The 21,833-nt window shown below is 65.1% G+C and carries 17 protein-coding genes; 7 read left to right on the top strand and 10 right to left on the bottom strand.

The features are described 5' to 3' along the window. Positions 1–64: 64 nt before the first annotated feature. Positions 65–1,102 carry a histone deacetylase family protein gene (locus H0X90_RS15305; protein WP_077189785.1) on the bottom strand — a complete coding sequence of 346 codons (1,038 nt, stop codon included), beginning with the start codon at positions 1,100–1,102 and terminating at the stop codon, positions 65–67. Between the two features lie 128 nt (positions 1,103–1,230). Between H0X90_RS15305 and H0X90_RS15300 the strand changes: the two genes are divergently transcribed. The 5 genes from H0X90_RS15300 (at position 1,231) to dbpA (ending at position 6,161) form a co-directional block, all read left to right on the top strand. Then, positions 1,231–1,719, top strand: coding sequence for an Lrp/AsnC family transcriptional regulator (locus tag H0X90_RS15300; protein ID WP_006494492.1), 489 nt, complete (start codon positions 1,231–1,233; stop codon positions 1,717–1,719). 70 nt (positions 1,720–1,789) lie between these two features. Beyond that, entirely contained in the window at positions 1,790–2,095 is a 306-nt protein-coding gene (locus H0X90_RS15295) for a hypothetical protein (protein WP_006483262.1), read from the top strand. 543 nt (positions 2,096–2,638) lie between these two features. Further along, on the top strand, positions 2,639–4,282 hold the full coding sequence (mqo, locus tag H0X90_RS15290) for a malate dehydrogenase (quinone) (RefSeq protein ID WP_006494493.1): 1,644 nt from the start codon (positions 2,639–2,641) through the stop codon (positions 4,280–4,282). Positions 4,283–4,569: 287 nt separating this feature from the next. Next, positions 4,570–4,767: a hypothetical protein gene (locus H0X90_RS15285; RefSeq protein ID WP_006483193.1), complete on the top strand. Its 198-nt coding sequence runs from the start codon at positions 4,570–4,572 to the stop codon at positions 4,765–4,767. Further along, entirely contained in the window at positions 4,764–6,161 is a 1,398-nt protein-coding gene (dbpA, locus tag H0X90_RS15280) for an ATP-dependent RNA helicase DbpA (RefSeq protein WP_077189786.1), read from the top strand. The genes H0X90_RS15285 and dbpA overlap by 4 nt, the downstream gene beginning before the upstream one ends. Positions 6,162–6,211: 50 nt before the next feature. Here dbpA and H0X90_RS15275 read toward each other — a convergent pair whose 3' ends face one another. Then, positions 6,212–7,039 carry a phosphate/phosphite/phosphonate ABC transporter substrate-binding protein gene (locus tag H0X90_RS15275; protein WP_077189787.1) on the bottom strand — a complete coding sequence of 276 codons (828 nt, stop codon included), beginning with the start codon at positions 7,037–7,039 and terminating at the stop codon, positions 6,212–6,214. 242 nt (positions 7,040–7,281) lie between these two features. Between H0X90_RS15275 and H0X90_RS15270 the strand changes: the two genes are divergently transcribed. Both H0X90_RS15270 and H0X90_RS15265 read left to right on the top strand, forming a co-directional pair. Further along, positions 7,282–8,307 carry a fatty acid desaturase gene (locus tag H0X90_RS15270; RefSeq protein WP_048992435.1) on the top strand — a complete coding sequence of 342 codons (1,026 nt, stop codon included), beginning with the start codon at positions 7,282–7,284 and terminating at the stop codon, positions 8,305–8,307. Positions 8,308–8,482: 175 nt separating this feature from the next. After that, a complete protein-coding gene (locus tag H0X90_RS15265) occupies positions 8,483–9,688 on the top strand; it encodes a benzoate/H(+) symporter BenE family transporter (RefSeq protein WP_077189788.1) in 1,206 nt (401 codons plus the stop codon). A gap of 154 nt (positions 9,689–9,842) precedes the next feature. On the opposite strand, the gene tssJ is transcribed toward H0X90_RS15265, so the two are convergent. The 8 genes from tssJ to H0X90_RS15225 all read right to left on the bottom strand — a co-directional run bounded on the left by tssJ (position 9,843) and on the right by H0X90_RS15225 (position 21,680). After that, on the bottom strand, positions 9,843–10,370 hold the full coding sequence (gene tssJ / locus H0X90_RS15260; protein WP_077189789.1) for a type VI secretion system lipoprotein TssJ: 528 nt from the start codon (positions 10,368–10,370) through the stop codon (positions 9,843–9,845). 139 nt (positions 10,371–10,509) lie between these two features. Continuing rightward, a complete protein-coding gene (gene tssG / locus H0X90_RS15255) occupies positions 10,510–11,619 on the bottom strand; it encodes a type VI secretion system baseplate subunit TssG (protein ID WP_102898652.1) in 1,110 nt (369 codons plus the stop codon). Continuing rightward, entirely contained in the window at positions 11,616–13,430 is a 1,815-nt protein-coding gene (gene tssF / locus H0X90_RS15250; RefSeq protein ID WP_077189791.1) for a type VI secretion system baseplate subunit TssF, read from the bottom strand. Before tssF ends, tssG begins: the two co-directional genes overlap by 4 nt. Before the next feature lie 9 nt (positions 13,431–13,439). Next, positions 13,440–15,020 carry a type VI secretion system protein TssA gene (gene tssA / locus H0X90_RS15245; protein WP_077189792.1) on the bottom strand — a complete coding sequence of 527 codons (1,581 nt, stop codon included), beginning with the start codon at positions 15,018–15,020 and terminating at the stop codon, positions 13,440–13,442. After that, positions 15,017–18,823: an ImcF-related family protein gene (locus H0X90_RS15240; RefSeq protein ID WP_175648931.1), complete on the bottom strand. Its 3,807-nt coding sequence runs from the start codon at positions 18,821–18,823 to the stop codon at positions 15,017–15,019. Before H0X90_RS15240 ends, tssA begins: the two co-directional genes overlap by 4 nt. Before the next feature lie 99 nt (positions 18,824–18,922). Beyond that, positions 18,923–19,213, bottom strand: coding sequence for a PAAR domain-containing protein (locus H0X90_RS15235; RefSeq protein WP_077189793.1), 291 nt, complete (start codon positions 19,211–19,213; stop codon positions 18,923–18,925). Positions 19,214–19,290: 77 nt separating this feature from the next. Further along, entirely contained in the window at positions 19,291–20,541 is a 1,251-nt protein-coding gene (locus H0X90_RS15230; RefSeq protein WP_077189794.1) for a hypothetical protein, read from the bottom strand. A gap of 239 nt (positions 20,542–20,780) precedes the next feature. Beyond that, positions 20,781–21,680, bottom strand: a complete 900-nt coding sequence (locus tag H0X90_RS15225; RefSeq protein WP_171984148.1) for a T6SS immunity protein Tli4 family protein — start codon at positions 21,678–21,680, stop codon at positions 20,781–20,783. Positions 21,681–21,833: the final 153 nt, after the last annotated feature.

Below are 21,833 nucleotides of genomic sequence, written 5' to 3'. Positions count from 1 at the left end.
GTCTCCTTCCTTGTCGCGCTTCGTTCGTGTTCGGATCCGTCATTCGCCGAAGGTCGTGCCGCGCTTACGCACGCCCTTCGAATCCCAGCAGTACGTTCACCGCGTTGATGCCGATCTCGTCGACCATGTAGCCGCCCTCCATCACGAACAGCGTCGGCAGGTTCAGGCGCGCGAGCGTCTCGCCGATCCGCAGGTAGTCGGGCGAGCGCAGCTTGAAATGGCTGATCGGGTCGTGCTCGAACGTGTCGACGCCGAGCGACACGACGAGCAGGTCGGGCGCATGCCTGGCGATCGCCGCCGCGGCGTGGTCGAGCGCTGCCGAGTAGGTGTCCCACCGCGTGCCCTTCGGCAGCGGCAGGTTCAGGTTGAAGCCCGCGCCGATGCCCGCGCCGCGCTCGTCCGCGTAGCCGGAGAAGTACGGATACGACACCGACGGTTCGCCATGCAGCGACGCGAACAGCACGTCCGACCGCTCGTAGAAGATGTCCTGCGTGCCGTTGCCGTGGTGGAAATCGACGTCGAGCACCGCGACGCGCGCCGCGCCGCGCGCGATGCCGTGCTGCGCGGCGATCGCCGCGTTGTTCAGGTAGCAGTAGCCGCCCATGTACTCGCGCCCCGCATGGTGGCCGGGCGGGCGGCACAGCGCGAACGCGGCGCGCGCGCCGCCGCCCGACAGCAGGTCGGCGCCGGTCAGCGCCGAGTTCGCGCTCGCGCTCACCGCGTCCCACGTGCCGGCGTTGATCGGCGCGCCGGCGTCCATCGCGAAGAAGCCGAGCTTGCCGTCGATGAAGCCGGGCGGCGTCGCGGCCGCCGGCATCGCGCGCACCGGCCACACGAGCGGCAGCGCCTGGCAGGTGCGGCCGGTCGCGGTCCATTCGTCCCATGCGCCGGCGAGGAAGTCGACGTAGCGCGCGCTGTGCGCGCCGGCATAGCTCGCCCGGTCGAACGCACGCGGCGCGATCACGTCGCCGAGGCCGGCCGCGCGGACCTGCGCGAGCACCGTTTCGGCGCGAAGGGGGTGTTCGAACGACTCGGTGATCGCGCCGTCCTTCAGTTCGACGCCGCGATGCAGGTGGTGATCGCTGCTGTAGACCGTAAGCATGGTTGACCGTTGCAGGGATGACGGGGAAAGGGGTTGGCAACAGTCTATTGAGGCCGCCCGGCAATAGCTTTGCTTTTCAGCGCTTCGTTTCGTACAATTTTGAGAAAATTGTCTACGGAATGCCGGATATGAGCAAAAATCGCGCTTCAGTTGAACTGGACGGCGTCGACCGCGCGATGCTCCGCCTGTTGCAGGAAGACGGCGCGCTGTCGAACGCCACGCTCGGCGAGAAGCTGTCGCTCAGCGTCACGCCGTGCTGGCGCCGCCGCAAGCGGCTCGAGGACGAGCACGTGATCACCGGCTATCAGGCGAACCTCGACCGGCGCACGCTCGGCATGAACGTGTTCGCGTTCGTGCAGGTGACGTTCAACATGCATTCGGGCCAGGATTCGGATCACTTCGAGGACGTGATGCGGCGTCACGACGAAGTGACGTCGTGCCACAAGATCACCGGCGCGGCCGACTACATCCTGCAGGTCGTCGCGGCCGATCTCGACGCGTATGCGGAATTCGTCGAGCGCGTGCTGCGGAAACAGGCCGGCGTGTCGTCGATCCAGTCGAGCCTCGCGTTGCGCGAGGTGAAGTTCTCGTCGCGCGTGCCGGTGCCGGACGCGTGACCGTTCATGCTTTGCAGGCGCCCGCACACGGGCATCCGCCGCCGATCGTCATCCCATGGAGCGCTACCCGATGAAACGTTACTCACCCGCCGCGTCGTTTGCCGCCGCGATCGCCTGCGCATTCGCATTGAGCGCCTGTGCGACGCCATCGTCCACGCCGGCCAATGCGTCCGCGCCCGCCGACACTGCCGCGCAAGCGGCCCCGCCGCGGGTCGGCGGCGATCGCGACGCGCACGGCTGCATCGGCTCGGCCGGCTACGCATGGTGCGAACGAACCCGGCAGTGCGAGCGTCCGTGGGAACTCGCGAAGGCGCAGGGGTTCGCGAATTCGGCGCAGGCGTATGAGCAGTTCTGCCGGAGCGGCGGAGCGAAGTGAAGTGAACTGATGTAGCCGTGAACGGGTCGCGGTGCAACGCCGCGACCCGGTGACGTTCCGGTCTGTTGCATGGCCTGCGTGACCGTCCATTCCGCCCCGTTGATCCCCCTCGATTTTCCCGCGTCGCACACCGTCATTCCGGAAACCTGGACGCGCAAAAAACCCCACGAAAACAGGGATATTCGTCGCCTGCGACACGTTGTCCGAGTTCGGTTATATTACGCGCCCCTTGCCATCCCGCCCCCGCAAAACGTGTCGCGCGCGGCCGCTTTCGACGCAGCCTGAAGCGCCGTCCGCTCAGGCCCGCCACCCGGGCCGGGCGCGTGGCGCACCGTCGCGACGCAGGCCCTTGCCTGTTCGCGGGAAGCCGATCCGAAGGTGTCCTTCCGAATCGCTTCGTGTGCGCCAATGCAACGGCGTGCAGCGTCGATCCGGAATTCCGGATTCGCGGTCCGGATCTCCGGACCCGTGTTTCGACACGACGGAACCGCGCGCCGGGCGGCATGGCAAACCGATGCATCCAAGTTGAAAAAGGGATCTGCTGTGATCAAAACGTTACGGGTAATACTGTCGGCGCTCGCGCTGTGCGTCGCGACATCGTCCGCGCACGCCGCCGACACGAAGAAAGTCGACGTCCTGCTGGTGGGCGGCGGCATCATGAGCGCGACGCTCGGCGTCTGGCTGCACGAACTCCAGCCCGACTGGTCGATGACGATGGTCGAGCGCCTCGACGGCGTCGCGCTGGAAAGCTCGAACGGCTGGAACAACGCCGGCACCGGCCACTCGGCGCTCGCCGAGCTGAACTACACGCCGGAGAAGGCGGACGGCAAGGTCGACATCTCGAAGGCCATCGAGATCAACGAGTCGTTCCAGATCTCGCGCCAGTTCTGGGCGTGGCAGGTGAAGCAGGGCGTGCTGAAGAACCCGCACTCGTTCATCAACTCGACGCCGCACATGAGCTTCGTCTGGGGCGACGACAACGTCCGCTTCCTGAAGAAGCGCTACGAAGCGCTGCAGGCGAGCCCGCTGTTCCGCGGGATGCAGTATTCGGAAGACTACGACCAGATCAAGCAGTGGGTGCCGCTGATGATGGAAGGTCGCGACCGCAACCAGAAGGTGGCCGCGACGTGGACGCCGATCGGCACCGACGTGAACTTCGGCGAGATCACGCGCCAGTTCGTCGGCTACCTGAAGACGCAGCCGAACTTCACGCTGTCGCTGTCGAGCGAAGTGCGCGAGATCACGCGCAACGCCGACGGCACGTGGCACGTGTCGTGGGTCAAGCTGCACTCGGATGAACCGCCGCAAGCCGTCGACGCGAAGTTCGTGTTCATCGGCGCGGGCGGCGGTGCGCTGCACCTGCTGCAGGCGTCGGGCATCCCCGAAGCGAAGGACTACGGCGCATTCCCGGTCGGCGGCTCGTTCCTCGTGACCGACAACCCCGAGGTCGTGAAGCAGCATCTCGCGAAGGCCTACGGCAAGGCGTCGGTCGGCTCGCCGCCGATGTCGGTGCCGCACCTCGACACGCGCATCATCGACGGCAAGAAGATCATCCTGTTCGGGCCGTTCGCGACGTTCTCGACCAAGTTCCTGAAGAACGGCTCGTACTTCGACCTCGCGAAGAGCACCAACCTGCACAACGTCGCGCCGATGATGCGCGTGGGTGTCGACGAATTCCCGCTGGTGCAGTACCTCGCCGGCCAGCTGATGCTGTCCGACGACGACCGCTTCAACGCGCTGAAGGAATACTTCCCGAACGCGAAGAAGGAAGACTGGCGCCTGTGGCAGGCCGGCCAGCGCGTGCAGATCATCAAGCGCGACCCGGTCAAGGGCGGCGTGCTGAAGCTCGGCACCGAGATCGTCGCGTCGCAGGACGGCAGCATCGCGGGCCTGCTCGGCGCGTCGCCGGGCGCGTCGACCGCCGCGCCGATCATGCTGAACCTGATGAAGAAAGTGTTCAAGGACAAGGTCGCGACGTCCGAGTGGCAGCAGAAGATCCGACAGATCGTGCCGAGCTACGGCACCAGGCTGAACGACAGCCCGGCGAAGGTCGTCGAGGAATGGACCTACACGAGCGACGTGCTGCAACTGTCGCCGCCGCCGAAGATCGACCTCGGCGCGCCGTCGCAGGCCACCGGCGCCGCGCCGGCCCGCCCGGCGAAGGCGTCGGCCGACATGGCGCTGTAACGCGCCCGATGCCGCGCGACACCCGCGCGGCACCCATGCGGCACCGTGATGCCGCCCGACACGGCCGCCCTCCGGGGCGGCCGTTTTTCCTGGTGCGCACCGGGCGGAAGCACCGGCTTCCGCTAGAATTGCGGCACGCGCGACGCCGTCGCCGCCCGATCCATCATCCGCATCGACCCAACCCGAGCCACCGCCGGTGCGGCCCGCGCCCGAGCCGCGCGAGCGCCGCCCGCCGTGGCCGCGCCCGTCCGGGCGCGCCATCAACCGAATTCAGCTGGAGAAAGACCGTGTTTACCTGCCGAAACCAGAGCTGCGGCACGCAGTGGGAGCAGTCCGACGTCGTCATCAAGGACGAAGGCCAGGGGCTGCTGTTCCGCTGCCCGCTGTGCGGCGCCCGCAACTATCTCGAACGCTTCGAGGACGACGAAGGCAACGTCGTCTACGAGCAGATGGAAGGCCGCCCCTACCTCGGAGACCTGTCTTGACCCAACCGACCGCCACGCCGTTCAGCGCGCTGCCGCTGACGCCCGCCACGCTCGCGAACCTCGCGCAGCTCGGCTATGTCGACATGACGCCGATCCAGGCCGCGAGCCTGCCGATCGCGCTGGCCGGCCAGGACCTGATCGCGCAGGCGAAGACGGGCAGCGGCAAGACCGCCGCGTTCTCGCTCGCGCTGCTCGCGCGCCTCGATGCGCGCCGTTTCGACGTGCAGGCGATGATCCTGTGCCCGACGCGCGAGCTGGCCGACCAGGTCGCGCAGGAAGTGCGCCGCCTCGCGCGCGCCGAGGAGAACGTGAAGGTGCTGACGCTGTGCGGCGGCACGCCGATGCGCCCGCAAGCGCAGAGCCTCGAGCACGGCGCGCATATCGTCGTCGGCACGCCGGGCCGCATCATGGACCACCTCGATCGCGGCAACCTGAAGCTCGACGCGCTGAATACGCTGGTGCTCGACGAAGCCGACCGGATGCTCGACATGGGCTTCTTCGACGACATCGCGAAGGTCGCGCGGATGTGTCCGACGACGCGCCAGACGCTGCTGTTCTCCGCGACCTATCCGGACGGCATCGCGAAGCTGAGCCAGCAGTTCCTGCGCAATCCGAAGGAAATCAAGCTCGCGGAACGCCACGACGACAGCAAGATCCGCCAGCGCTTCTATGAAGTGACCGAGAACGAGCGGCTGCATGCGGTCGGCCAGTTGCTGAACCACTATCGGCCGGTGAGCACGATCGCGTTCTGCAACACCAAGCAGCAGTGCCGCGACCTGCTCGACGTGCTGCACGCGCAAGGCTTCCATGCGCTCGCGCTGCACGGCGAACTCGACCAGCGCGAACGCGACCAGGTGCTGATCCAGTTCGCGAACCGCAGCTGCTCGGTGCTGGTCGCGACCGACGTCGCCGCGCGCGGGCTCGACATCGCGCAGCTCGAAGCGGTGATCAACGTCGACGTGACGCCCGACCCCGAAGTGCACGTACACCGCATCGGCCGCACCGGCCGCGCGGATCAGGACGGCTGGGCGCTGAGCCTCGCGAGCATGGACGAGATGGGCCGCGTCGGCGCGATCGAACAGGCGCAGAAGCGCGAGGTCGAATGGCATCCGCTCGCCGAGCTGAAGCCGGCGGACGACAGCGTCCTGCTGCCGCCGATGGAAACGCTGCAGATCCTCGGCGGGCGCAAGGACAAGATCCGCCCGGGCGACGTGCTCGGCGCGCTGACCGGCGACGCCGGGTTCGACGGCAAGCAGATCGGCAAGATCAACGTGACGGAGTTCTCGACCTATGTCGCGATCGAGCGCGGCGTCGCGCGCGACGCGCTGCGCAAGCTCAATGCGGGGAAGATCAAGGGCAAGCGCGTCAAGGTCCGGTTGATGGACGAGGAGTAAGCGGGCCGCGGCGTGGGCGGTCGCAGTACCGCCGGGCGCCGCCCCGTTTGTCACGCGAGTTCGGGATAGCCGTGCGCCGCGGCTGCCTGCGCGAACCGCGCAATCGTGTCGTAGTCGGCCGGCGACAGCCGGTCGAATCCCTTCAGCCTCAGCACGCGCGCCCGTTCCGCGTCGGCGGCGACCGCGCCGTCCAGCGCATCCTGCAACGCGACGACCTGCGTATCCGCCAGCGCCGCCCGCGATGCGACGAACGGCAATCCCGGCGCGGACGCCGTCGTGCCGATGATCCGGATGTCCGTCAGCAGATCGGGCAGCGCGTCGCGCACATACGCGAACGTCACGCAGTCGATCGCCGCGCAATCGGCTTCTCCCGACGCTAGCGCACGCAGCACGTTCAGGTGCGAACCGAACGGCGTGACCGAGCCGAAGAACCGGCCGTCGTGCGCATGCGGCGCGACCGCGTGCCGGAATGCATTCATCCCGCTGTGCGAATCCGCGCCGTTGAAGGCGGCCCGCAACCCGCGGCAGGCGGCGAGCGTCGTCGCGCCGCCCGCATGCACGCGCGCCGATACGATCAGTACGCTGCTGTAGCACGCCCCATCGCAACCGTCCGCGTCGAAAATCGGGGTCGCAATCAATCGCACGACGTCGCGCAAGCCGAGCATCCGGTACGGGTAGCCGCAGGTCTGCGACAGCAGCAGGTCGTCGCGCCGCCACAGCGCCTGCAGATCGTCGAACGGCGCGTCGGGCAGCGCGACGTCGGCGGGCCCGCCCGCGTTCGCGAACGCATCGAGCGCGTCGCGCAGCAGCGCGCGCCACAGCACGGCATGGCGCGGCGTCACGTTGTACATCGGCAGGACTGCGATCCAGGGGTTCATGCCGGCATTCTACGCATCGGCGGCGGCCCGGATGCTTATCGGCCGCCAGACGATAAGCAAATGCGAATCGATTGGTTGGCGTAGTCGCCCCGCCCCGGTACCGTTCGAATGCCTGCCGGCGCGCCACCGTGCGCGATGCCGGACAGGCCGACCGTGATCCGCGAGACACCAGCGCACCCGGGCCGAGCGCCCCGGTTCCATCGCTCGTTCCCCGCACTGCCCGATCCATCTGCCTCAACGCCATGGCCGAATACTTCGACGTCGACCACGCGCGCGCGATCGCCGCGCTCGACGCCCGCTTCACCGCCCGGACCGAGTGGCCGACCTGGCTGCTGGTCGTCGTCATCTACGGCGGCTGGCTCGCCGTGCTGCTGCTCGTGCGCGACGGGCACCTGTCGCTCGGCGCCGCGACGCCGCCGCTGATCCTGCTCGGCGCGTGGCACCTGTCGCTGCAGCACGAGCTGCTGCACGGCCATCCGACGCGTTCCGCCTTCGTGAACAAGCTGCTCGGCTATCCGCCGCTGACGATCTGGTATCCGTACACGCTGTATCGCGACACGCATCTCGAGCATCATCGCGACGAGGACCTGACCGTGCCGGGCGTCGATCCCGAAACGAACTACGTCACACGCGAACGCTGGGCGCGGCTGCCGCGCTGGCGCCGGGCGCTGACGGTCGCGCGCAAGACTTTCCTCGGACGCATCGCCGTCGGGCCGCCGCTCGCCATCGCCGCGACGTTCCGCGATGCGTTCGCCGCGTTCCGGCGCGGCGACTTCCGCTATCTGCCGATGTGGGCGACGCATGCCGCGTGCGTGGTCGCGCTGCTCGCCTGGCTGCAATGGGCGATCGGCGTGCCGTGGTGGTACTACCTGCTGGCCGTCACGTGGCCCGCGCTGTCGCTCGCGATGATCCGCTCGCTGTACGAGCATCGCGCCGCGCCGCATCCGAAAGCGCGCATCACGATCAACGAAGCCGGCTTCGCGATGCGGCTGCTGTACCTGAACAACAACTATCACCTCGTCCACCACGACCTGCCGAAGCTGCCGTGGTACGACCTGCCGCGCGCGTACCGGATGCGGCGCGCTGCGTATGCGGAGAAATGCGGCGGCTTCGTGATCCGCGGCGGGTATCGCGCGTTGCTCGCGCGCCATGCGTGGACGCCGACCGATCCGCCCGTGCATCCGTTCGACGCAGGCACGGCATCGCTGTCGACGGGCAGCGGGATCAAGGTGGCGGTGGTCGACAGGGTGTTGCAGATCAGTACCTGACGTCAGACGTTTCCGCGTTTCGGCGCCCATCCTTACGAAAAGCCGACAACGTCGATCGCCGCCCGCGAATTGCCAATTGCGTCGGCAATGCGCAGAATGGCGGCTCATCCGGGGCCTCCAACAATCATTCGCCCCGGCTCCGCCGCACGGCCGCGCGCCGCCTTCCCCGACGACGATGCAACCCAACACCCCACCCGGCGCGATCCGCACGCTCGGTAACGACTGGTCCGTTTCCGCGATCACCGCGGGCTTTCTCGCGGTCCTGATTTCCTACGCGGGCCCGCTCGCGATCTTCTTCCAGGCGTCGCAGGCCGCGCATGCGTCCAACGAGATGGTGACGTCGTGGGTCTGGGCGATCTCGATCGGCGCGGGCGTGTCGGGCCTGTTCGCCAGCTGGAAGCTCAAGGTGCCCGTCGTCACCGCGTGGTCGGCGCCCGGCACCGCGCTGCTCGTCGGCCTGTTTCCGCAACTGACGCTCAACCAGGCCGTCGGCGCGTACATCACGGCCGCGCTGATCATCCTGGCGATCGGCGTGTCCGGGTATTTCGACCGGCTGGTGCGCCACATCCCGCGGGGCATCGCGTGCGGCATGATGGCCGGCATCCTGCTGCCGTTCGGCATGCATGCGTTCTCCGCCGCGTCGGCGCAGCCCGCGCTCGCGTTCGGGATGATCGCGGCCTACGTGATCTTCCGGCGCCTGCTGCCGCGCTACAGCATCGTGCTCGTGCTGTTGACGGGCGCCGCGCTCGCGACGCTGCTCGGGATGACGCATCTCGGCAACGTGTCGCCGAGCCTCGCGCGTCCGATCTTCATCGCGCCCGAATGGACGCTGGGCACGACGCTCAGCCTCGCGCTGCCGCTCGTCGTCGTCAGCCTCACCGGCCAGTTCCTGCCGGGGATGGCGATCCTGCGTGTATCCGGCTATCACACGCCGGCGCGCCCGATCATCACGGCGACCAGCGTGATGTCGCTGGCCGTCGCGTGCTTCGGCGGGATCACGATCGTCGTTGCCGCGATCACCGCGGCGCTGTGCACCGGCAAGGATGCGCACGAGGATCCGGACCGGCGCTACGTCGCCGGGCTCGCGAACGGCGTGATCTACCTGATCGGCGGGCTCTTCGCAGGCACGATCGTCACGCTGTTCTTCGCACTGCCGAAGGCGTTCGTCGCGATTCTGGCGGGACTCGCGCTGATCGGCGCGATCAGCGCGAACGTGCACGGGATCTTCGAGGACGAGAACCACCGCGAAGCGTCGGTGATCACGTTTCTCGCGACCGCGTCGGGGATGACCTGGCTCGGGCTCGGGTCGGCGTTCTGGGGGATCGTGATCGGGTCGGTGGCGTATGGGGTGTTGAACAGGGTGCGGCGTCGGGAAGATTGAGCGCACGCGTGACGCCGCCGTCGAACACTCGATGCAATGCCTTCCCGGGCACGGGTTCGTCGCCTCTCGCGATTCGGTTCATCGAGTGTGCGGGTCGGGTCAGGTCATCTCCTTCGTGTTTCAAGGATCGTCATGACGCCCGGCCAGTCAGGCACTACCTCGATGTGTTGCGAATCGCGCCGCTGGCCAATAGAAGCTGATCGACGAGCTCGAGTTTCAACGGCTTGTCCGCGTCGAGCTTCTTCTTTTCGATCACGTACTTCCACCCGTCGCCGTTGCCGGGGTTGCGATAGAACGCCACGACCGCGACGTACTTCGTATCGGCCTGCATCGGCTGCGCAAGGCTTGCCGACGCCCCCGGATTCAACACCGCGGCAAGGTTGGCCTGCAGATCCTGCGCAAGCACCGTCCGGTCATTCTTCAGTAGATCCTCGTAGGACGCACCATCGAACATCTTGCGGTCCTTCAACTGATACACGCGCACCGCGACCGATGTCGCGCGGCCGGCGTCATCGGGGTTCAATGCCTCCCGAGCAGACAGATCGACGTTGAGCACCTTGATCTGCTTGAAGAACACCGCGTGATACGCGCTCGACGAGGCGTCCGAGACGGACTGCCAGGCGCCGCATGCAGACAGAAGCCAAGCGGACACGAAGGTTGATACAGCGAAACGGATGGACATCGATGCTCCTCAGCAATGCATGGTGTAGTCGTGAACGTATTGAGACCGCGGGTTGGCGGCCCAACAGAGTGCAAGCTGATCGCAGCAAAACGGATACAGCGACTGATCCGAAAAATCAGAACGTCATGCGTCATTCCGGTCAAGCATGCGACGCGGTAAGGTATGGATTCGGGATCGGCGCAGGAAAAGCCTCGTAGACGCCGAGCGCGATATTGACGATCCGTTCCTCGTCGGCGGGCAGCACGGTGGTCCAGCCGAGCCGGGGCGCCGATCCGGCGTTTCCCTGACCGATCGCGGGTTCCGGCGCATATCGCGACGACACCTCCATACGCAGGTGTACGTCCGCCTTGACACCGACATATAACTGCACAAAGGCCAGCAAATCGCGATGCAGCCCCGCACCCGGCAATAGGTCCTGCGCCTGCCGAGCATCGGCCGGCTGCACCGTCACGCGTACCGCCCGGCTTCGATACGCCATCCGCTTTCCCAATACGTAACCTCCACCCAACCCGTTACGTTGACGGGTTCCCGATTTCCCGGCAGCACGCCCGACACCGGTAAGCGGCCGCGGCCGCCCCGTCGACGTCACGACCGGCCAGAACTCGTCGACCCGCACCTCGACTCGCGGAACAGCCAGCGCAACAACGCCTGCCAGCCCCTCCGGCGTGCGGGTGCGCTGAATCAGGAGCCCGAGCAACGCCAGCATCCGCGAATCGGGCAGGCCGGCGCGCTTCGGCTTGTCACCCCAGCCGAACCCTGCCAGGCACAACAGGTTGCGCGAATGCGCGTCAACGCCACCAGGCCGGAAATGTTCCGGATAACGATACTTCCGCCACGCTCGATACAGCAACGTGACATACCGGTGATTGAACTGGTCGAGAAACGCCTCGACCGCCTCGTGCCCTTCCTCGCGCAGCACGATCTCGTCGATCAGGTGCGACGGCATCGCCGCATCGACGCCGTACAGCCCCATGAACGTCGTGCGCACGGTCGGCGGTGAACCCGGCCCGAACGTGTCCGATCCGTCATCGAACTCGACCGACGCAACCTCACTCGCCGGAAAACCCATTCGCGGTCGCGGCCGGAAGCGCACCGGTTCATGCTCGAGCCCGTCCCGTGTACCGAACCCGGGCCGATCGGGAAAACGCGCTTCGAGCAACCGGCAAAGCTGCATGAAGCTCATTCGCGGTGCGCGCGCGAGGAGCGAGGCGACCAGCGGATCCAGATTCGGGAAGTCGTGCAGTTTCATAGCGGCGCCCGTTCGGCCTTGCTGCGTGGCCATTCGATCCGGGCCTGCGACGGCAGACTGACGATCGCGAGCTTCGTGAACAGGTTGATGTCCGCGTAGAGCGCGAAGAACCGATGCAGCAGTTCGCCGAACAGCATCACGTCACCGTCCCCGGCGAACGCGTGGCTATCGAGCGTGACCTCGATCAGCACGCCCCGCTCGACCGAGCCACCCGACATCTCCTCGATCAGTGCCTGTGACACCCACCGGATGCCCGCGAGCCGTCGACGGTTCAGCTCGTCGTCCGTCCAGTCGTAGAGCGCGAGCGCCCCACGCAGCACTTCCGCATTCATCATCGACAGGAAGTTCGGCGCCAGGTGCGACAGCACCCGCCACTGGAACCGGTCTTCCGTCGGCGGATACAGCGGTAGCGTCGGCGAGACGAGATTGCGCACCCCGGCGACGCTCTGTGAACTGGTCGCGAGTTCGTCGAGACTGGCCTCCCGCAGCCCCTTGCGCGGCAGCAACCCGTTCGTGCCCGTCACACGCAACGACAAGCTTTCCTCGGGCAGCGCCTCCATGGTTTCCCATGCATGACCGCCGAGCACCACCCACGTTTCGTGCAATCCCGCCACGCCCGAGCGCACGCGCGAATGGAAATACCGCTCCGGCGCCTCATGGCGCAACATCCCGCCGCGATGGCGGAACGTCGCGAACGGCACGTATTCATATCGCTCGGCCGTTTCGTGGTCGAACGCCTCGATCGCGTCGACGGAATACGTTTCGACATGCTCGCCTTGATGCCCCGCCGGCACCACGCGATATTCGGTTTCGTGATGGTCGATCTCGATCGGCTCGGCATCCAGCTCGAACAGGTTGATCACGGGCGAGCAGAATAGCCGCACGTTTTCCGCGCTGAAGCGCTGGTCCGACGGATAGGCCTGCGTCAGCACGATCTCCAGTTCGAACCGGGTGGTACGTTCCGGCAGCGTTGTGACGTCCAGTCCGCGAAGCTCCACGAACAGGAATTTCTCGCGGAACGTAAAGTATTCGAGCAGCAACTGATAGCCGGAGAAAGCCACGTCGGCCTTTGGCCACAGTCGCTCCTCGGCCGAGAAGCCGGCCGGTTCGATCGTGACACCGGCGAGCGGCATCGCCTCGCCGTCGCGGATCTCCGGAACGCGCAACTGGATCGTGTCGACCTGGCGCGTGAGCGCAAGATGCATCGCGAACGCCGTCGGCAGATCCGCATTCAGGTACAGGCGCAGCCGGGACAGATCCGTTTCCCGCCGCCGTGCCGACCCGCCGAGCGAGAAGCCGAGCCGGATCACCGAGCGGCCATCGTGGCGCACGGCCGGCCCGGCATGCGTAACCGTGACGGGTTGCAGCGTGACCGCTTGCGTGGTCCTGTAAATGCATTGCACGGTCTTCGGCGACAGACCTTCCGCGTCCGCGGGCGGCGGTACGGGGATCGGCGCGGAACGGATCGATACGCCTGCCGGCACGACTTCGGTCTTCTGAAGCTTTTCCGACAGCGGGATGAGCTCCACAACCGACAACGACGGGATCATGCGCAAGTAGTGCGGCCATAACAGGCTGACCAGCCCTTCCGTCAGCTCGGGCAACTCGTCGTCGAGCTTCTGCCGAAGGCGCCCGGTCAGGAAGGCGAAACCCTCGAACAGCCGCTCGACGTACGGATCACGATCGCCGACACGGTCGAGGTTGAGCAGCCGTGCGCGATCGGGATGCGCCTGCGCGAATTCCTTGCCGGACTCGCGTAAATAGCGCATTTCCGCTTCGTAGTAGCGCAGGATGGGATCGTCGTTTGCCATGAATTCTCGTTACGAAAGAGTCAGCGCTCGAGCCGGATCGAGCACGGTAAGTTCCGCCTGCAGTTCGCCGATGCGGCGCGCGAGCGTCGGTTTGTCGGCATCCTTGCGGTTGCCCGTCGCTTTCAACGCGCGCACGAGTTGCTGCTTGACCTCGAACGCCAGAGCAGGCTCCCAGTGCATCACAGGCAGCGAACGTGACGACGTGTCGAGTTCGACCAGCAACGCGAGGGCCGTATCGGGTCGCCCCGCATGATCGGCCACGCGCGCCATCACGAGCCGCTGCAAGAAGCGGTGACGCCCGGTCTTCATGCCGGGCAGCGCATCGAGCCATGCGAACGCGGCCTCGACACCGTCGCGCGCGACCAGCTCGCGAGCCTGTGCCTCGATCTCCGGCCAGTCGCCCGCCTCGCCTTCGCTGTCCGCCGACACCGGCAGCGGTGCAACGGCCTCGCCCCCTTCGAGGTCACGCACGACCGCGTGCCGGGCGATCCACTCGAGCGTCGTGTCGTCGGAGAACGGCGTACCGTCGCTGAACGAAAGTCGTTCGATCCCCGGCAAACGCTCGAGAAACAACGCAAAGTCCACGCGCAGCACTTCGCTCCACGCGCGGTACGGCGCGCCGACGTGATCGAGCGCGACGTGCTGGAAGTACTGCAGGTCGAACCACAGGTGATTCACGCCCTCCATGAACGCACCTTCGACGCGTTCGAGCAGTTCGTGCCATTGTTTCTGCAGCACGAGCCGCTTCAGTTGCTGGCGCAACTCGGCGCGTGGCGGCGTCAGACGCGTGTGCGACGCGGCATCGGACGGCGGCACGTCGTGCAACGTGTCCCACCGCACGCTGCGCGCGATACGCACCGACGGCAAATAGCCGTTTTCCTGCTCGCGCAGCCATGCGGACATCGCTCGGGCCTGATCGAGCAGGTCGCGCGCCGATGCGATCGAGCCGCTCGATACGATTGTCGAAGCGGGTGTCTGCGGCATCGCCAAGTCCGGGCTGACGGTGCGAACCGGTTCATCCCTGTTCCCGAAGCGGGCAACGAGCGGATGCAGGTTCGGGCGGGCGGCATCGGACCACGTACCGGTGCGGGTGACGAGCACGTCGAGCGCCGCGATCGCGCGCTCGAGATCCGCGGGCGCGAAGTCGCCGCGGCTGTCCAGCGTTTCGATCATTCGCGCGGTCGACAGCATTTCCAGCGCCGCGCGCTTTGCCTCGGCTCGCACGGGCAGCAAGGTCTCGCCGAACCGGTCGATCAGCGAAGCGGCCAGCTCGAGTCCGTCGGCGAACCCGGCAGGACCGTCCTGACGCAATCGCGCAAACGCGTAGTAGCCGACCAGCCGCAGATCCTTTCCGGTTTCCTTGAGCAACTGTTCGCATGCGCGGGTAATCAGTCCGTCGTCGATTCCGGACAGCTTGGTCGCTTCGTCCTTCAGTTCGAAGAACGCATCCTCGTAGCCGGGATCGCGGCCATGCGCGTGCTCCCCCGGTATCGGGGCAAGCCATGCCGCCCAGGTATTCCGGCGCGCTTCCTGCAGCGAAGCGACGCGTGGACCGCCGACGAGTGTTTTTACGAAATTGGCTAGCGTCATCGCAGGTCTCGAAACGCAAATGCGTCGCCCAGCAACTGGAGGGCGTGTCCGAACGGTTTGGAGGAGGCATCCGAGGACGTCGAAGTCGCCGCCAGCGACGACACCGTCATCTCCCGATTGGCCTTGGGCGACTTCATGCCGGGCGTAGCCGGATGCGCGTCCGCTCGGGCCGATTCCGCAGTGGCCGCAGTGGCGGTTCGACGAGGCGCGGGCGCCGGCTCCGGCGTCGCCGGCATCGGTGCGTCCTGCCAGGACATCGCCCCCGGCAGCCCCGGCGGCAACGGCACGGCAGCATGCTTTGCCGCTGCGATTGCCGCGGCCGGCAACGGCGGCGGACTGGCTGTCGACAGCTTCGGCCGGGCACCCACCGCCCCGGTCGCGAATATCCGCGCCGGCAGCGCAAAGTTGCGCAACTGAAGGACGTCGAGCGGACCGGCGCCCGCCTCGCTGCGCAATTGCACCTTCAGCGGAATGCCTTGGCTCGTGTCCGGCATCCACGTCAGCAAGTAACGCGCGTTGTCCTGCTGCGTGACCTTCGCACGCTCCAGCAGCCGAATCAGGCCGAAGCGCCCCTGCGAGTCGAGCGCCGTGCGCAATCCACCCTGCTCGGTCTGCCATTCGATGTGCGACAGGTTCTCGAGCGACTGGCCCGGCCACTCGAACGGCACCCATTCCTGCTTCTGGTTGAAGTAGCGCAGTTCGCGCCCGGACAGCACGAACTTCATGCCGGTGACGCCCGGCGTCGGTACTGCCTGCAGTTCGTACCGTACGCGCGCGTCTCCGGACGGGAACAGCACGGTCGAGATCCGCGTGAGCTTGTTCAGGCCGCTCAGGAAGACCGGATCGATCGTGAGCGCGCCCTGGTCGGCGCCTTGCGCGACGACCCATCGATCGCCCTGCCGCTCGATCACGCCGGCGAGCTGCGTGGCAACGAACTGTGCGATCACGCCATTGTCAGGCCGCATGAAGCGCGCCATCTCGGGCAGCGACGCGTCGTTGTCGGCGTCCGAGAACGGATATCGGCCGCCGAACGACTTGTTCCAGTCGGCCAGGATCGCCGTCCGCCAGATTTCGTTCAGGCTCGACGCGGCCGGCTGCACGACGACTTGCCACGCCTGATCGAACGGTGCACGAAACAGCACACCGAAGCCCGCCCACTGTTCGCCCAGGCTCGCGGCCACACGGCTCCCGTAGTCGCGGCTGTCCGAGATATCAGACGTCTTGCCCTGCAGGACCGACTGAGCGGCTAGCCGCGCGATCGCGTCGGGATCGGCGCCGGAGACGATCTGCGATGCCTTCAGACGCATCGCCGTGACCCGCTCGAGGTAGCGTGCGAGGCTGAGGTCGCCGGTCGCGGCCAGTTGCGTGGCGGCCTTGCCATTGGCCGGCGCGCCGGACGCCAGATCGCTGCCGGTCAGGCGCAGGATCGGGCCGAAGGCTGAGGCAAGCGGCGCGAGTTGCGGTTGAGCCTGCTTCGACGGATCCTTTTCGTCGGCGCCGACCAGTTGTTGCGCCTTGTTGATCAGGCTCTCGGAGAGCGACTGTGCGCTCGCGCCCGCGCCTGCCTGGTAGACGATCGCGTTCATCAGCGCGACGAGCGGCGAGCGTTGCGCGTCGCCCAGCAGCGTCAACTGGTCGGCCGTGGCTGACAGCGTTCGCGCGGATTGCCAGCGCAAGCTGTTGAGGAACAGTGCCCATGCACGCGCGTAGTCGTCGAAGTAGCGTTGGCGCAGTTCGGCTTTTAACGTCGGCGGAGGGTGGCTGCTCTCCTTGTTGTCGGTTGCTCCAACGGCATTTCGTTCGGGGCGCAACACCCAGTCGCCAGACACGTCGCGCTTGGCGCTTGCGTCGTCGATCGCCTTCGAGATGCGCTCCTCCCATGCCGCACGCGTGAAAACGCCGGAAACGGTCGCGGTCGTATTGAACAGGCCACGGCTGGTCGTGTCGCCGAGCAGCGTCGCGAGCGAGACCGGCGGGTACTTCAGTGTCGCTTCGTCGATGATCTGTTGGTAGAGCGCGTCCGTGGAATTCTGGATGCCCCGCACACCGATCACCGTTTGGCGGGCGGACGCAATCAGGTTGGCGTCCGGTGTGATTGCGAACGCGGATGCATCGGATGCGGGAGCGCGGCCGAGATGGCTGGCGAAGAACGCGATGGCGTGCAGACGCAGGTCTTCCCAGGCGCCCGACGACAAGGACGAGTTGGACGGACGTGCAGGCACGGCTGTCGCGGCAAGCTGGGGCGTCAGAAAAGCAGCCACGGCGCGCTCCGGCTTCGCAAGCATCAGGTAGGCTTTGAGCGTGTCGTAGGCGGCCTGGGTCTGTACGTTGCCGCCGTCGGCAATCTGAGCGTCGGACAGCGATGCGAGCTGTCGCAGGCGCGCTTCGAGCTTCTGGCGAATCGGGGCGACGAGGATGCGGTTCGCCGCGCCGGCGTAGCTCGGCCACAACGCGTGGAGGAGTGCGCTATCGCGATTCAGGCCGAATCGCGATGACCAGGGTGCGCCTTCGCGCTGATGGACTTCGAGCGTGTCGATCTGTTGGCCCAACGTGTTCAGGGCTTGTAACGCCTGTGTGTGGTCCTGAACCGTGGAGAGATTAGCGATCGTGTCCACGGAGCTCTGGATCGTCGCGCGGTTGACGAAGCCGGACATCATCGTGCCGGCAATCCAGCAGCCGATCAGGCCGGTTGTGAACCATGCCGCCGAAGTCGACAGGGAGAAGCCTACGCGGCGACCGTGGACCTTGCGACTGTGCTCGGCGACGGTTTGCCAGATCGTGCGGTGTTGCGGTTCGATGGGTGGGTCGTCATTGTTCGCGCTGGCCGGTGCCTGCGGCGGTGCGAGTTCCCGTGCCTTGAATAGCGGTGCGAACAGAAGGCCGTGGACCGCGTGCCGCCAGATGCGTGATTGGGAGGTTTGTAGCACCAGACCAGATAGCGCACTTCCGAGATTCGAAATGTGCTGCGACAGTTCAGCTGGGTAGCGGTCGCCTGCATCCTTCGTGAGGCGAACGACACCGGCATCCGCCAGATTGTCGGTCAGGTCTTGCAGCGACGAGTCGATCGCATCCGAGCTGACGCGCGCGTTGGCCCAGGTGAAGCCGATCGCCTCGTCGGGACTCGACGCTTCGCTGCCGAAATCCGTCACATTGAGCAGATAGGCCGGCGCGGCCCAGCGGAGCGCACGCGCGTGGCGTGCGAGCCGTTGCGACAGATTGTCGGTGTCGAATGGGGTATCGACGGAATTTCGGTTACGTGTAACTGCGACGATCGCGTCGACCGGACGACGACGGCGCAGGCGGCGGATCTGGTCGAGCCATGCGGTATCGAGGGTGCTGCTCGTCTGCGTTGCATACAACAGGACCGTATCGCCGGAGATCGCAAAACCGGTGTCGACCACGCTCGGGGCGAGACGCTTCACGAGCGGTTCATCACCGGCAATCAGCACCCATCGTGCGCGATAGCGCCAGCGCGATCCGTGGCGGTCGCGAAGACTGTCACGTAAACGCGCAACGCGTGTGCGGCCGTCAGCAATTCCAGTGTCGCGCCGCTCGGATGATGACCCTCTCTGTTTCTCGACCCAATACAGAATACGTCTTAGTGCTACCGCCGGGCGAGACGACGAATCGAAGCTTAACCATAGGAACAGCACGACGAACGCAATGCATAGCACGGCGATCCATCGGGCACGCTCTTCAATCGAGTGCAGGCCTAGCCACGTATCGCCCGCGAACCAGATCAGCAATCCAGGCAGGATGACCACTATGGCAATGCTTAAAGTGTCGATCCGGAACTTGCGCATATTGAATAGAAATTGAATCGAGATTGCCGAGGCGAATGCCACCGCGCATTTCGTTGGCATCGGCTCTGGCCAATGTCCAATGGGTTAGGACTTTTATGATCAAACATCGACATAAGACGAGTACTGGGAGGGAAGCAAGCGCGGGTGTGGATCGCACTTGCATACGCACAGATCATCGCTCAGGGCACTTTCTCTGCCGTCAGGACCCTTCATCGAGAAACGAGGGCCGTCGCACACGATATGCCCCGTCGTCTCACATGCGGGGCACCAGACATCATCACGCTCGTAAGCCTGTTCGCGATTCCCTATTCTGTCGTTCGAATCACCCCCCAGGACAATGCCGTTCGAGGTTGTCTTGTCGCCTTTCAGAACGTCGTACCGTCTGACCATGATCTGCTTTCTCCAATTCAGAACAGGTTATGTAGTGCGGCGATTCGCAACGATGCAGCAACCCGCACGGCTCTTGGTCATGGCGGGCCGCCGTTCCGCAAAACCGAGAAGCAAGTCCCCGACTTCCCGGCCGTTACCAGAAGCTGGGGCGTGCCATCCCGGGCAACCGCCTTGGCCGCGCAAGCTATCCCAAGCCAGGACGCGACTTCGCCCGCGTGCCCAACGATGTAATCAATGTTTGTCGCCGTCCCGGTGATACCCGCCTTGACCACGGCGGCGGTCACGGCGTTTTTCACGGCTGGATCATGGGCACACTGCCAAATACGACTCACGGCTGAGGGTTCCATACGCCCCCAGCGCAATGCGCGTGCGAGGGCGATATCCACGGGACAGCCGTTGGTGTCATTTGGCCGATGCAGCCTGGCAATCGAGTCAGTCTTGAATCGATGCTGCATTGATTCCGGCATCACGAGCAGCGCGACACCAGCTTCCGCGCTCCCGTCCGGCGGAAGCGCCTGAAGAACCGAATTCAACCTCACGAAGACGAGCAGGCGCGCTTGCTGATCACGCTTCTGGTTGATTCGATCCAGCCACGCGTCGAGCGCCATCAAATCGGGGGGCTCGGGCAGGACCTCGACTTTGTGTAGCTGGAGCTTGGATTTCATCCATTGCCTATCCCACGACGCTAATGCCTCACCCGGGTTCGCAACGTCGGGTAACACCAACTGAATCGCCACTTTCAATTCCGACGGCAGCGCACGGATGGCATCGGCAACGTCACCGATCAATTCGCCGAACACCCACTCGTGCACGTGGCGTTGCCGCTCGTCGTCACTGTTGAACCGATTACCATCCTCGTCGGTGTTTGGCTGATCAAACCAACGAGCATTGACAGGCGCATCGTGTTTCAGCGCGATTCGTGGTTCGAGTTTGATTGAGCCATCCAGCAGTTTGTTGAACGCATCGTCTTTCGCGTCGCTTGCGAATCGGTATGCGGCGGCAACCAGCACAAGCGGCTGGCTAGCGACCTCAAACATGCGATTCAGGTATTTTTCTCGAGCGTCGTTCCACGCGATCGCGTCCAAACGTCGGCCTTCGAAAACGCTATAGCGCCGCAGCACGACAAAGGCCGCGATGCCGACCGGATACACCGTGATGCATATCCAGAACCAGAGGGATTGTGTCGGCTCGCCCTTGGGCCAGAGAAGCAGCACCGCGAATATGCAGGCAAGCACGATAACGAAAAACACAATCGTCCAGACGAAACGCGAAGGCGGCCGGTCTGGTACTGGTTCCTCTGGCGGCAATTTGTCGAAGTCAACAGGCATGGGTACCCTTGACGTTTTCCGGGCCTTGATTCATGCGGCCTCCCTCTTGCGCCTGTGATCGGCAAGGCCGTGCAATTGGCTTCGCTTCTGGCATGGCGACGGAAACACCTCGTCGCACAAAAAGCGCATCGCCTCGTTCACGGTCATCGCGCGCGGTGCGCTCAAAGAGATACGAGGAAGTATCGTGGCAACCGGCACGGCAAGGAGTGTCAGCAAGACTTTCCGGCGAGACAGCGTTTTCATACCGCCCCCGGCCGTAGACGAATCGAATCCACGACGCCGTCCCATAGCTCGATCGCCTCCCCGTCGTTGGCGAACGATTCTTTATTCGTGAGGTATGCGCTCTCGCCAACGCGCAATGATGCATTCAGGTGGGGTTCAGCGAGCGAGTACGCCTTGCCGGGCGCTTCCCATTTGAAGCCGTAGGTCCGTTTTCCGTCCTGCGTACCCGCCACTAGAATCTCGTCAGCTTCGATCGGCCCGACCGGCCGGGCGCGGTTGCGCAACTGGCCCACGCCCGCCACCGTCCCGAGCAAGGCCGGCAAAATGCCGCCTGCGCGGACGCGCAGGCTGGCACCGACACTCTGTTGCGTATAAGCGGTCAGTCGGCACAAAACATCCGGTCTGTTAGGTAGCTGAACGTTCAACTCCCAACTTTCACGATTGAAGTCGTTGTCGACCAGGATTGTTTCGCCTGCCACGAAGCCGACGCCTTCCGGCAGTTTGCCGGATGGGATTTCTCGCCACTCTCGGGACAGTTCCTGACGTAAACCCAGCGCGGTCGTCTTTCGGTCTGGGGAAACCGTTCCTGAATACTTCAGGCTCTTCGAATCTGCGCGGATGTAAGTGTCGAAGAGGTACTGTATCTCGTTGGTCGGACGATTCCACGAAATTAACGTTACTGAATCGTTGCTGTGCGGTACCCGGTCAACGAACAAGCTACCGTACTTGACATGCTTTGCTATACGAATCTCTTTCTCTCTTTGAGAAACCATGTAGTCAAATCCTGCTTGCGTCGTGATCTTCGGCAGCAACTCAATCTTCACTTCGTTATATTTGTATGCCTCAACGATTACCGCTTCCGCTGGCACATCCACAAGATGTCGTCCAATTGCGTGCGTTCTCCAGCCTTCCTTCATACCGACTCCCTCTTGTGCCTGCGATCGACAACGCAGCGCAATTTGCTTCGCCTCTGGCATGGCGACGGAAACACCTCATCGCACAAAAAGCGCATCGCCTCGTTCACAGTCATCACGCCCGGTGCACCCAAAGAGATACGAGGAAGCATCATG

The sequence above is a fragment of the Burkholderia sp. 9775_39 genome (assembly GCF_015712225.1).
GTDB classification, from domain to species: domain Bacteria; phylum Pseudomonadota; class Gammaproteobacteria; order Burkholderiales; family Burkholderiaceae; genus Burkholderia; species Burkholderia cenocepacia.
Note: the sequence above shows the minus strand (reverse complement) of the source record. Positions and strands in the feature narration are given on the sequence as shown.